A 12,734-nucleotide genomic window follows, 5' to 3' on the forward strand; every position below is an offset into this window, starting at 1 on the left:
GAATTGATTATTTTCAAAAGGGGACTTTACACATATCGGATCATTAGGGAAATCGTTGGTGAGGCAGCTGTACTTATAATATGTAGAACATTGGAGGAGAAAAATGATGAGAAAAATGCGTGTACTTACTCGAATCATGGCTGGCACATTGGCTGTATCAACGGTTTTTGCATTGTCGGCTTGCGGAAACAGCGGATCAGATAAAGAAACTAAAACAACACCTGCTTCCAACACTAAAAAGACAACGCTTACATTTTGGAATACCTTCACGGGGCCGGATGGAGAGACATTGAAATCCATCGTCGATAAGTATAACAAAGATCACGCCAATCAAGTTGAAATCAAAATGGATGTGCTTCCAGCGGACCAGTTTGCTCAGAAACTTCCGCCTTCCATTGCAACTAAGACGGCACCCTCACTACTGTTAATGTCTCCAAGCGCTGCTATTCCTTTTATTCAAAATGGTTCCTTCCAGAAGCTTGATGATTTCTTTACGGCTTCAGGCGCAGATAAAGGTGATTTCTCGGACGCCTCCTTACAAATGGGTCAAGTGAATGGCGCACAGTATATGCTTCCGATGCAAACGATCGGTGTGTTCTTATTCTGGAATAAAAAGCTATTTAAAGAAGCGGGTCTCGATCCGGAAAAACCGCCTCAAACGTTCGACCAATTAGCGGAGTATGCGGTGAAATTGACGGATCCCGGAAAAAATCAATTCGGCTTAAGCATGCCGGTGAAAGGTGCTCCTCAGTACTACACCTCCTTCATCTGGGGGAACGGCGGAGATTTCGTTGATTTGAAGAACAAGAAGTCGGTATTAAATTCACCGGAAAATGTGAAGACGATGGAATGGTTCCAAGATTTGGTTGTCAATAAAAAGGTGTCTCCAAAAGGAGCACAAGGTAGTGAGTTCGACAAGCTCATGATCAATGGAAAACTTGGTATGTTCTTAACAGGACCTTGGCTTGCAGGCGGTTTAAAACAAAATAATATCGACTTCGGTGTGAGTCTTCCTCCAAAAGGTTCAGTGAAGCAAGCGACACTATCCGATGGCAGCGTGTTTACGATTCCATCGAGCACTTCACCTGAAGAGAAAAAGGCAGCTTATGATTTCATTAAATACTGGAATTCAACAGCTATCGGCAAAGAGTGGTCACTCAAAATTGGTTTCCCTCCTTATTTGAAGTCTGTAGCGAATGACCCGCAAGTCAAGGCGGATCCTCTTGTATCGCAGCTATCTAATTTCGGAACGGCAGCCCAATCTTTCTTGAGTGGCTTAAGTACGGGAGACCGGATTAACTCTGACATCCTGTTCCCGATGTTGGAGGCGATTGAAGCAGGGCAACCACCGGCAATCGTCTTGAAGAAAGCTTCCGAAGACATCGATAAAGCACTTCAAACCGAGAAATAAATCATGCATGACTTTTCCCGCCAAACCGGATTTTGGAAAGTAGGGCTGGCGGGAAAATAAACCTTCGCCAAGTAGGTGTTCATAATGGCAAGCAACAAGCAGGTCATCCAAAAGCTCAATCGTCCGCAGCGTGCCGCTTATCTCTTCATTGCACCTGCACTAATTCTTTTATTCGTATTTACAATTGTGCCTTTGTTATCAACATTAGTCATCAGCGTGTTAAACATGGACGTATTTCTGAAAGTATCGGGATTCGCAGGCTTCGAACATTTCAAGCGCATATGGGAAGATGATCGATTCTGGAATGCCCTTCGCAATACGTTTTATTTTGCTGCCGTCGAAGTTCCTATTCAGGTGATCTTAGCCCTGCTCGTTGCCGTATTTGTTTCGAAAAACACGGCGTTTCGCAAATTTTTGAGATCCGCCTTTTTCCTTCCTTCGATCTGTTCGTTCACAGCCATCGGTATTGTCTGGTCCTTCTTACTGGATCCTCAGACGGGTATGTATCCTTATTATTTAAGCGTTCTAGGACTTCCACGACTGGAGTTTTTACGCGATCCTGTTCTGGCCATGCCTTCCGTCATTGTGATGACCGTATGGAAAAGCTTTGGTTACACCATGGTTATCCTGGTTGCAGGTCTGCAGAGTATTCCACAATCCTATTACGAGGCTGCTGAGTTGGATGGTGCAGGCAAAGCCCGGCAATTTTTCAGTATCACAGTGCCAAATCTCATTCCTTCTTTAAGCTTCTGCATCATTACGACGACGATTGCCGCACTGCAGGTGTTTGATCAAATTTTCGTCACAACGCAAGGTGGCCCGTTATTCAAAACGGAAACGCTCGTTGCTTATATTTATAATGTCGGTTTCAAAATGGCACCTTACGACTTGGGATATGCGTCCGCAATCTCGGTTACTTTGTTCACGATGATTATGGTTATTGCTCTTGTAATGAATCAGTATTTTATGAAAAAAGAAACATCGGATGCCCAGTAAGAGGAGAGAGGAGAATCTCTATGAAAAAATTAACGTGGAGCCATGCCGCTTCCTACGGATTGATTCTGATTTTGCTCGTACTCGTGTTACATCCTTTCTTATGGCTGCTTATATCCACCTTTAAAACCGAGCAAGAGCTTCTCAAATATCCGCCTACGTTTCTATCGGACACTTATATTTTAAGCCAATATGCGAATGTCTGGGATCGGTTGCCGTTGGTGCAGTTTTTCAAAAATACGGTAATCTTCTCCGGCGGTGTGATGATTTTCTCGGTATTTTTAGATTCTATGGCGGGGTATGCCTTTGCAAGAATTCAATTTAAAGGGCGAAAGGTTCTCTTCACCTTAGTTCTAATTACGATGATGATTCCGTTCCAAGTTCTCATGATTCCCTTATTTGTTGAAGTGTATAAATTCGGTCTGCTGGACACTTACACAGGTCTGATATTACCTCGGGCGAGTAGCGCCTTCGGCATTTTCATGATGAGATCTTTTTTTATCTCGCTGCCCAAAGATTTGGAGGAATCAGGTCGGGTAGACGGCCTGAATGAATTCCGAATTTATTGGAACATCATGTTGCCCTTGTGCAAATCTTCCATGATAACACTTGGGATTTTCCATCTAATGAATAACTGGAATGATCTCCTATATCCGCTCATGATGACGAGCTCTACGGACATGAGAACTCTATCTGCCGGGCTTGCGATGTTTGTCGGACAAAGAACGGTTGAATATGGACCGACCCTGGCGGCTTCGATGCTAGCATTGCTGCCACTCATTGTGGTGTATACCTTTGCACAGAAATATTTTGTTCAAGGTGCGGCGACATCCGGTCTAAAGGGTTAATCACACAATTGCATGTACTCAATGAATGAGGTGGCTGAAAGATGAAAAAAGCAACAATGATTTTAAGTAAAGACTTTTCCATTGGGCAAACCGATGAACGGTTATTTGGTTCCTTCGTAGAACATATGGGCAGTGTTGTGTATAACGGTATTTATGAACCGGGCCATGTTACGGCTGACGAAGAAGGCTTCCGCGGTGACGTACTGGAGCTTGTGAAGGAACTAAACCTATCGATGGTTCGGTATCCGGGCGGCAATTTTACGTCGGGCTATAACTGGGAGGATGGCATTGGCCCGAGAGAGAATCGACCGGTCAAGCTGGACTTGGCTTGGAGACAAATTGAGCCGAACTCCTTTGGCTTGGATGAATTTATGAAGTGGCTGGGTAAAGTAGGCGCCGATCCGATCATGACCGTCAATCTCGGAACTCGGGGTATTGATGAAGCCCGCAATATGATTGAATACTGCAATTTCAGCGGGGGCAGCCAGTGGAGCGATTTGCGCAAATCGCATGGAGTGGAGAAGCCGTATGGGATTAAGACTTGGTGCTTAGGCAACGAGTTGGACGGAGAGTGGCAAATTGCCAGGAAAACGGCAGATGCTTATGGACTTCTTGCTTGTGAAACAGCCAAAGCGATGAGATGGGTAGATCCTAGCATCGAGTTAGTCGCTGTAGGCAGCTCAGCCAGACATATGCCGACGTTTCCTGAGTGGGACAAAACCGTTCTTATGCATACGTATGAGCATGCGGATTATTTATCTCTCCATAATTATATTAGCAAAAAGGAAGCCGATACCGCGACTTACTTGGCCATGCCGCTTGATATGGAAAGACAAATCCGGGAAGTCATTGCGACTTGTGATTATGTACAATCTCGTAAGCGCAGCAACAAAACGATGTTTCTCTCCTTCGATGAGTGGAATGTTTGGCGTGCACCGGATGTGGCATACACACCTTGGCAAACGGGATGCCCTTATGACTGGGTGAAGTTCCATATGGAGGATGCCCTTGTGTTCGGATCGGCCATGTTGACAATTCTTCGAAATGCAGATCGCATCAAGATTGCTTGTCAGTCCTTGCTTGTAAATACCATTCCGATGATTCTTACGGAAAAAGGCGGCCAGGCTTGGCGGAATCCGACTTTTTACCCATTTGCTCATGTTTCTCAATTCGGTAGAGGCACAATTCTGCGTAATATGCTGAATACGCCGAAATACGATACATCCGTGTACACGGATGTGCCTGTTATTGATTCTCTTTCTGTCTATAACGAGGAAAAAGCGGAGCTTACTGTATTCGCTCTGAATCGAAGCAGCGAGGATGTACAGCTGGAAACCGACATTCGTGACTTCAACGACTTCACTCTTCATCAGCATATTGTCATGAAGAACAATAATCTGAGCGCCGTTAATACGGCAGAGGCTCCCCTAACCGTAGTACCTCGGGTCTGCGATGACAGCTCCATGGATAACGGCTTGTTATCCAGCAGGATTGCTCCCTATTCTTGGAACGTCATACGTCTAAAAGTGAAAGGAGATCAACGATAATGGAAAAAATCGCTTTGCGAAATCCGCTCGTTCTTAAGCGGGCGGACCCCTTCATCTGGAAGCATACCGATGGCTATTATTATTTTACAGCTACGGTTCCGGATTACAGCTATATTGAGCTCCGAAGATCGGAAACGCTCGAAGAGCTTTCTGAAGCAGCCTCCAAAGCAGTTTGGCATAAGCATGAATCGGGTCCGCTGAGCTCACACATCTGGGCACCGGAGATCCATTATGTGGATGGCAAATGGTACATCTACTTTGCCGCTGCTTGGACATCAGACACGGTGGAAGGTTTGTTCGACCATCGGATGTACGTGCTGGAGAACGAATCATCCAATCCGTTAGATGGAACATGGATAGAAAAGGGTCAGATTCAAACAGACTGGGAATCGTTTTCGCTGGATGCTACAACCTTCGAACATCAAGGCTTGCGTTATCTGGTTTGGGCGCAGAAGGACCCGCGTATTCAAGGGAACTCCAATTTGTACATCGCGAAAATGAGTAATCCCTGGACCTTAGAGGGCAAGCAAGTGTGTCTCACGATCCCTGAGTATGATTGGGAAGTTATCGGTTATATGGTAAATGAAGGCCCAGCGGTCCTCAAGCGCAACGGCAGAATCTTCATCACTTATTCGGCTAGCGCTACGGATTTTAATTATTGCATGGGTATGTTGACGGCTAAAGAAACAGATGATCTGCTAGATCCTGCTTCTTGGGTAAAGGAACCAGTTCCCGTTTTCCAGACTAATAGCGAGGCATTGCGGTTCGGGCCCGGACATAACAGTTTTACAACAACATCTCAGGGAGAAGATGTGCTTGTTTACCATGCCCGTACGTATAAAGAGATTGATGGTGATCCTCTCAATGATCCCAATCGGCATACGTGTGCTCAATTTTTTGGCTGGCACATCGATGGGACGCCTGATTTCGGCAAACCATCATGAGGTGAGACGAACCAAGCTTGAAAGAGTGGAAAGTGAAAACTTAGAAGCTGCTTGAGGTGAAGTCGAATTTGACGACCGATGGCGCGGTCATTGATCAATGGGGAGATACCGGCTTTAATTGTCAGCAGTGGACGCTTGTGAAAGAGGGAAGAAAGTAAATGAAGGACGAACTGTCCAAAAGGTTATTTTTGGAAACTTCGGCCCTACTTTGTAAGTAGTATGGGAGCTGTATTTTTATGTCCGAGAAATAGTATTCTCAGAGTCATTAAGCCGCTATTATAGGGAAATAGACAAGTGAACTATTGAACGGTTTGTAAGAAGTACTTCAAAACTTATTTGTAAATCAGCTTTTTTAACTTGAAACGCCACTTCAAAACTTAATTTGTAAATAACTTTTATAAGAAAAACCAGCAAACCCTTGAGTTTGCTGGTTTCTTGCACTTCAAAACTTATTTGTCACCCAACAAGAATGGTGTTGGATGACAAATTGGTTTTGAAATAGACAATAAAGTGTTGAAGTGACAAATTAAGTTTTGAAGTTATTGGTAATAAGACGTGCACTCTATTGGGTGAACGCAATCCAACGGTTGCATCAACGTAAGGTTGAGAAAATTACCGATCACGAATCAATTTATGTAAATGGAGAGGTATTAAGAAACCTACTAAAATCGGGTAATAATTTGATGCGATTCATACTTTGTATGTTTACATTAGCGATGACGCTAGTTTAACAAAGAAGAAACCTCACGGGGCAACTGCATCAGATAAACGATAGCCATCTTGGAGATCGCTGGGGTGTCTTTACAGGGTCTAACGGAGGAGTTACAAGCGCTGTGTGGTGTCCTCTGACGTTTGACGCCAATGGTGTTCCAACCATTTCCTGGTACAACAGTATCAATATCAATACAACTACTGGTGTGGTATCCACATAATCAAGTGTAAGAACCCACGCCTCGTTGGCCGGGTTCCTTTTTTTGTGCAGCTGGAATAACCCTTGTAGGGTAAAGGATTTGAACTGTTGCTAGAGCGGTTGAAAGGTTTGTGGCTAGCAGGAAATGGAAGTAGGATAGAGAATAAGAGAAGCAAGAAATCTATTTGAGGAAAAGGGAGAAAAGGAAATGGATTTTCAAAGTATTGATCGGAAAAAAGATGTTCTTGATGCAAAAATTGGATTTTGTGAAAGTAGGGCCTCAAGAGTGGACGCGTTGGCTTGTAGCGGTGGTTAAAAAGTGCCATGATTATGGTTTGATGGTCAATATTCATGATGCCTACCGCCCTATAGGCCTTTCACTTAGCTTTCCCAAAGTGCTTACACAGGAGGGGATTCGGGGAAACGAACATTTTCCCACAGCCGAGGAAATTGAATTCTGGGAGAAAATACCGGTAACTTGGGATGAGTCAAATTGGAATATCGGGTGAGATCGGAGAGTTATAGTGCACAGATTTATGAAGATGTATCGGAACTTGATACTCGTACAAAGGTGGGTATTAAATCTGTCGAGGCTAAAGCATTTTCTCTTGGAAGGCGTGGAAACGACGCTTCGTGTCAAAGACGGAGCAGTGTATTTGTTTGTGCTTAACTAATGCGCGGAGGCGGCAACGGTCGATCGGGGCGAATGGTCCGAAACCGAACTGATCAAGTGGATCGTGAAGCTGAATTAAACCGTACTCTCCGGGCGGTGAACATACCGCGCCCGGCTTTGGGAATTGTCGCCATACATCAAAATGAACTCAGTTGGAGGTACTAACATGTCAAAGGAAACAAAGCTAATTACGTATCCGGGCCCCTCGGGGTTAGCGGAAAATCACGATTTCACGGTCAGGGCAAGACCGGCGGGCGGCGAATGGGAGCAACTCTTCGTCTATGATGTCAAAGTCGACATGCATCAGGTCCGGCATGCCTCCATGGCGATGTTCGATTGCTCGGGCACGACTGAGATTGAGGTTACGAAGAACGAGGGGACAGTAAACGACTGCGTGATTCGCCCGTTGTCGCGCGGTGTTTCCTACGCGCTTAACGGCAACACGATCAATTTTACCATTGACGGCCCGCAAAAGCTGTCAGTGGAAGTGAACGGTGACAGATTCCATAATTTGCATCTGTTTGCCAATCCGCTCGAGCAGGATGCGCCGTCCCCTGACGAGCCGGGCGTCGCTTTCGTCAAGCCGGGCATCCACCGGACCGAGGACCTTCTTGCGCTGCTGACGGCTGCGGGAACAGACGGCTGCGAGACGCATACGCTCTATTTCGGGCCGGGCATGCATCATTTGGAGGAAGTGATTTTGCGCATCCCGTCGGGGAAGACGGTTTACATAGCCGGCGGAGCGGCGGTCGCGGGCTCTATGGTCTGCGACTCCGTCAGCGATGTCACTGTCCGCGGTAGAGGCGTTCTTTACTTGACTGAATTCGGGCGTTTTTCCGCTTTCCGCGGGGTGCGTATCATCTTCTCCAAGCGGATTCGCGTCGAGGGAATTGCACTTATCGATCCTCCGCATTACAGCATCTATATCGGCAAGTCCGAGCAGATCCGGATTTCGAACTTCAAAGCGTTCAGCACGAAAGGCTGGTCAGATGGGATCGATATGATGGCCAGCTCGGATATCGAGATCGAGGACGTGTTTATGCGCAATTCCGATGATTGCATCGCGGTTTACGCCAGCCGGTGGGATTATCAAGGGGACACACGGAATGTTACCGTTCGCAATTCCGTCTTATGGGCGGATGTGGCCCATCCGATGAATCTCGGCGGGCATGGCAATCACCATATAGGAGACGTCATCGAGAACGTCCTGTTCGAAAATATCGATGTGCTCGAGCATCATGAGCCGCAGCCCGACTATCAGGGCTGTATGTCGATTAATGCCGGCGATAACAATACGGTCAGAAATGTCACCTACAGGAACATCCGGGTTGAACCGTTCGAACTCGGACGGCTGTTCGATATCCGCGTGCTCTTCAACCCGAAGTACAATCCGGTGCCGGGCAAACGGATCGAACAGATTCGCTACGAGAATATTTCCTGTGTCGGGGACTGCGGCAATCCGTCGCAGATCGGCGGATACGATGCGGACAGGACAGTCGATCATATCGAATTCAAGAATGTCACAATTAACGGGAAGCCGGTGACGGACGCCGAATCGGGCAACATCCGGGTGCTTCCGTTTGCTGGCAACATCCGTTTTGAATAATTCAAATATCATACCAAACGATAAGGTGACGAAGTGAACCGTGGACAAAACCATTCCGGGAGAGAAATTTGATCTGGGTATGTGCTACTACCCCAAGCATTGGCCGGAGCAGATGTGGGCCGATGATTACAAGCGGATGCGGGAAATCGGCTTTACCATTGTGCGTATGGGGGAGTTTGCATGGAATTCGCGGATGCTAAAATCTTCTGTATAAGCTCTTTTAAAAGACTTCTCCCCGAGGGGAGGAAAAATTTTCAACGTAGATGTTGGCCGATACGAGTCTTATGAGCTTTGTTTTTTTAAATCTCGATGGAGTAGATATTAGGAGATCTGCAAACATGTTATTACTCTAACAGGACACATTAGTTGAATGAGACCTATAGAAGCATGCATGTAAAAAGTACTTCAAAACTTATTTGTAAATCAGCTTTTTTAACTTGAAACACCACTTCAAAACTTAATTTGTAAATAACTTTTATAAATAGGCGTGCACTCTATTGGGTGAACGCTTATTATATTTTCTTTTATTTAGGAGTCCTTAGTCGTATGGAAGCAAATTGGGAGGAATTTGGGTCAAAAAACACTCCTCTTTATTTCCATACGCTCATATTATATAGATTCCGCCAGCCGAATTTGCGCCTCTTTGATAAAGGCTGCTACGACTGGGGAGACAATTTGCTGTGAGAGTACAGCTAATCCTATTTTACGAATAATAGGAGGATTCAACGGTTTAACCTCAACATTTGCTGGCATAGCCGGAAGTATCATTGAAGGTACGATTGACACTCCAATGCCTGCCTCAACCATGGAGAGAATGGTGGAATTCTCTGCAACCTCGAACTGCTTATTTAGGCTAAGTCCCTTCTCTTGAAATGCACTCATCACAAGACGTTCACATCCGGATTTAAGCGAAAGAAACGGTTCATGTGTAAGCTGCTCGATGGAGATAATGTCATGCACCCCCAATGGATGATTTGCTGGGAGGACTACAACATATGGATCGCTAAGAAGCTGAACGATGTCTAATCCATCACTTGGATCGGCCAGAAACCCGAGGTCAACAGCACCTGCCTTGATCCATGCCTCAACCTCTGCATAACTTCCTTCAAAGAGAAGCAGTTCTACACCCGGATAATGGCTGCGAAACGCTTGGAAAATACCTGGAATTACATTTGCTGAGAAACTGGGAAACGCGCCGATCCGTATTGTCCCGTTCTTCACATCTCTTGACGCAGCAGCAACTTGATTTATCTGTTCCGTATGATTAACGATCTCACGAACATGTGCTAAGATTTGTTCTCCCGCATCAGTTAGCATAACGCCATTGCGATTACGCGTAAAAAGAATAATTCCTAATTCTTTTTCCAAATCTCCAATACTGTGGCTAACGCCCGATTGGCTTGCATGCAAAAGCTTCCCAGCTCTAGTGAAACTGCCAGTCTGCACGACAGCAAGGAATATTTTTAATTGAAACAGTGTCATTTTCGACCCTCACTTCCATGAATATTTCTTCATGTATTGTATGGTAAATTTTCATTTTACATTGGATTGGAACTTCACTAACATGAATAGTTAAAAGGGAGTAAGTCACTACGATGAAGCAGATGTGTATCATGTTGATGCTTTTACCCAAAATCCGTTCGAAGGCAACCCCGCTGTGCGGTCATGCTACTGTTGCTTCCGTCTGGTTGCTTGCAAATGAGTACGTTAGGTATGATTCCTGTGCATTGGATGTGAAAAAAGGTCAGCAAGGTGACCATGACACAGATTTCATTACAAGTAAAGGAAGCCCCATTCCATGATAAGTTAGAAATTGCTAACTTGATAGGCATTGATGTGGATCAATTGGATGAGCGTTTTCCCATCAAACTTGCCTATTGTTTATATTCGACACAAAACAAGGGTTTGACCTCTATACACGAGATTTTGTACCTGCAATTGGACGTCCTGGAACACTTTATGTAACCATCATATCGAAGGAAATTTGGAGGATTCGCACATATGTAACACTCGAAGGTATGCTGCGATTACCGGAAAATTGAAGCAAAAATCAATTTTGGAGGGAATTCTCATGGTAGAACTGATTAAGGACGTATTGGAAGACATGAATAAGCAACTTGATCGAATCGAACGAAGCCTAAACCTACTAAACGATGAACTAGTTTGGAAGCGATTGAAAGATTCCATGAATAGCATCGGTAATATCTGCTTGCATTTGGCGGGAAACGAATATCAGAATTTTGTGAGCGCAATCGGAAACAAAACGTTTATCCGGGAGCGCTCCCGCGAATTTACTACGGATGGGGGAATATCAAAGGATGAGCTGATTGGCCTTCTACGTAAAACTCGATCCGAGTCGGAAAGTGTATTATTTGCCTTATTTAATGACGATCTATCACGGGAAGTCACAATCCGCTATGAACTAGAGGATTGGAAGCGTATGCACCGAAGTGATTCTCCTGTCCATGAAGCCTGCGATACAAGATTAATTGGGCAACTTCTTGTTCAGGTTTCCGCTCACTACGGGTACCATGCGGGGCAGATCGTAGTGCTCACCAAAATGTTACGAGATACGAACGAGCATCTAACGGATCAATACCATTAAACTCAAGTTAAATAAAACATCGATCGCTATTGTAGGTTACCAAATATGGAAGGAATGATTATAATGATCAAACTTGAACATTTCGAACGTACCGACTTTGCGCAACTTATTGAATGGATTGATTCACCAAAATTTTTATTTCAATGGGGAGGTCAAACTTTTAGCTTTCCTTTAAATGAGCAACAATTGGATAATTACATCAAAACCTCTAATACAAATGCTGCTCAAGCCCTAATATATAGGGTGGTACATGAAGAAAATAATGAGGTAATTGGGCATATAAATTTACAAATTGACTGGATAAATAAATCTGCAAGGATAGGTAAGGTTTTGGTAGGAAAAAGAAGCTTAAGAGGACAAGGCATAGGACAATTGATGATAAAAAAGGCTTTAAATATTACTTTTGAAGGATTAAAATTACACAGAGTTAGTCTGGGTGTCTTAGATTTTAATCTTTCTGCTATTTCTTGTTACGAAAAGGTAGGGTTTGTAAAAGAAGGACTAATCCGAGATAAACGAAAAATTGACAACGAATTCTGGAGTGTGTGGGAAATGAGTATTTTAGAAAATGAATGGTTAGAAAAAAAGAATAAGAATTAATTAACATGACCTATGCAGTTGAAGTGAATTTCTGGAAATACCCTTGATCCATTGGAATTTATCCACTGTTTTACTCATTTGCGCATAGAGATGACACGAGATTTTTTCCAATGAAAGTACGATATCTCATGTCTGAACAAGTAATCTATTGGATTTTCTCCAATGATATTGATCGTATTTTAGCCTATATCCAATTAAATCCAGATACTACATAACTCATGTAATTAATTAACTCGTGGTAGCAGTTCCCAAGGCTGACTTGTTGGTCCAATTGTAAACTCATTAACGTTCGTATCTTCTGGCTGATCAATCGCGAATGCAACAACATTGGCAACTCGATCAGGTGAAATACCATACTGTTCCACTCGTCAGTATTTAATTGGAATTAGGCATTATTCCAGCGTTTAAGAAGATTACAACACCACCAAAAGTGTCTTTAGTACTGTGTGACACACTCTTTAGTAAAAACAAAATCACGCTTAGTTTTTTTGTTAGTGGTAAATTGTTACAAAATCTTCTTTGTTTTTATTGTTATTAGAATACATAAAGGCTCCAGCCCATCATTATAGTATAAGTAGTGTGGATATAACTTTAAAA

The 12,734-nt window shown here is 44.1% G+C and carries 13 protein-coding genes and 1 pseudogene; 12 read left to right on the forward strand and 2 right to left on the reverse strand.

The window, feature by feature from the left end; all coding sequences use genetic code 11:
• The first annotated feature begins 103 nt into the window (after positions 1–103).
• The 9 genes from ASG93_RS11585 to ASG93_RS34105 all read left to right on the forward strand — a co-directional run bounded on the left by ASG93_RS11585 (position 104) and on the right by ASG93_RS34105 (position 9,146).
• Positions 104–1,411 carry an ABC transporter substrate-binding protein gene (locus tag ASG93_RS11585; RefSeq protein WP_082614861.1) on the forward strand — a complete coding sequence of 436 codons (1,308 nt, stop codon included), beginning with the start codon at positions 104–106 and terminating at the stop codon, positions 1,409–1,411.
• Between the two features lie 84 nt (positions 1,412–1,495).
• On the forward strand, positions 1,496–2,407 hold the full coding sequence (locus tag ASG93_RS11590) for a carbohydrate ABC transporter permease (RefSeq protein ID WP_056832030.1): 912 nt from the start codon (positions 1,496–1,498) through the stop codon (positions 2,405–2,407).
• A gap of 20 nt (positions 2,408–2,427) precedes the next feature.
• Positions 2,428–3,252, forward strand: coding sequence for a carbohydrate ABC transporter permease (locus ASG93_RS11595; protein ID WP_056832033.1), 825 nt, complete (start codon positions 2,428–2,430; stop codon positions 3,250–3,252).
• A gap of 41 nt (positions 3,253–3,293) precedes the next feature.
• Positions 3,294–4,799 carry an alpha-N-arabinofuranosidase gene (locus ASG93_RS11600; protein ID WP_056832036.1) on the forward strand — a complete coding sequence of 502 codons (1,506 nt, stop codon included), beginning with the start codon at positions 3,294–3,296 and terminating at the stop codon, positions 4,797–4,799.
• Positions 4,799–5,743, forward strand: coding sequence for a family 43 glycosylhydrolase (locus ASG93_RS11605; protein ID WP_056832038.1), 945 nt, complete (start codon positions 4,799–4,801; stop codon positions 5,741–5,743). The genes ASG93_RS11600 and ASG93_RS11605 overlap by 1 nt, the downstream gene beginning before the upstream one ends.
• Positions 5,744–5,799: 56 nt before the next feature.
• Positions 5,800–5,901: an RICIN domain-containing protein gene (locus tag ASG93_RS36300; protein ID WP_235550820.1), complete on the forward strand. Its 102-nt coding sequence runs from the start codon at positions 5,800–5,802 to the stop codon at positions 5,899–5,901.
• 1,000 nt (positions 5,902–6,901) lie between these two features.
• Positions 6,902–7,162, forward strand: coding sequence for a glycoside hydrolase family 97 catalytic domain-containing protein (locus ASG93_RS11610; protein ID WP_200984476.1), 261 nt, complete (start codon positions 6,902–6,904; stop codon positions 7,160–7,162).
• Between the two features lie 330 nt (positions 7,163–7,492).
• Positions 7,493–8,932, forward strand: coding sequence for a glycosyl hydrolase family 28 protein (locus tag ASG93_RS11615; RefSeq protein ID WP_056832042.1), 1,440 nt, complete (start codon positions 7,493–7,495; stop codon positions 8,930–8,932).
• Positions 8,933–8,972: 40 nt separating this feature from the next.
• A complete protein-coding gene (locus ASG93_RS34105) occupies positions 8,973–9,146 on the forward strand; it encodes a beta-galactosidase (RefSeq protein ID WP_235550821.1) in 174 nt (57 codons plus the stop codon).
• A 395-nt stretch (positions 9,147–9,541) separates the two neighbouring features.
• On the opposite strand, the gene ASG93_RS11620 is transcribed toward ASG93_RS34105, so the two are convergent.
• On the reverse strand, positions 9,542–10,414 hold the full coding sequence (locus ASG93_RS11620; protein ID WP_056832044.1) for a LysR family transcriptional regulator: 873 nt from the start codon (positions 10,412–10,414) through the stop codon (positions 9,542–9,544).
• 113 nt (positions 10,415–10,527) lie between these two features.
• Between ASG93_RS11620 and ASG93_RS36305 the strand changes: the two genes are divergently transcribed.
• The 3 genes from ASG93_RS36305 (at position 10,528) to ASG93_RS11635 (ending at position 12,137) form a co-directional block, all read left to right on the forward strand.
• Complete coding sequence (locus ASG93_RS36305; protein ID WP_056832045.1) at positions 10,528–10,734, forward strand: hypothetical protein; 207 nt, start codon at positions 10,528–10,530, stop codon at positions 10,732–10,734.
• Between the two features lie 269 nt (positions 10,735–11,003).
• On the forward strand, positions 11,004–11,537 hold the full coding sequence (locus ASG93_RS11630; RefSeq protein WP_056832047.1) for a DUF1572 family protein: 534 nt from the start codon (positions 11,004–11,006) through the stop codon (positions 11,535–11,537).
• A 63-nt stretch (positions 11,538–11,600) separates the two neighbouring features.
• Positions 11,601–12,137 carry a GNAT family N-acetyltransferase gene (locus tag ASG93_RS11635; protein WP_056832049.1) on the forward strand — a complete coding sequence of 179 codons (537 nt, stop codon included), beginning with the start codon at positions 11,601–11,603 and terminating at the stop codon, positions 12,135–12,137.
• A 224-nt stretch (positions 12,138–12,361) separates the two neighbouring features.
• Here ASG93_RS11635 and ASG93_RS36310 read toward each other — a convergent pair.
• Positions 12,362–12,499: pseudogene (locus ASG93_RS36310) on the reverse strand (hypothetical protein); the annotation flags it as partial.
• Positions 12,500–12,734 lie beyond the last annotated feature (235 nt).

Origin of the sequence: Paenibacillus sp. Soil787 (assembly GCF_001429545.1) — a bacterium.
GTDB lineage: Bacteria > Bacillota > Bacilli > Paenibacillales > NBRC-103111 > Paenibacillus_E.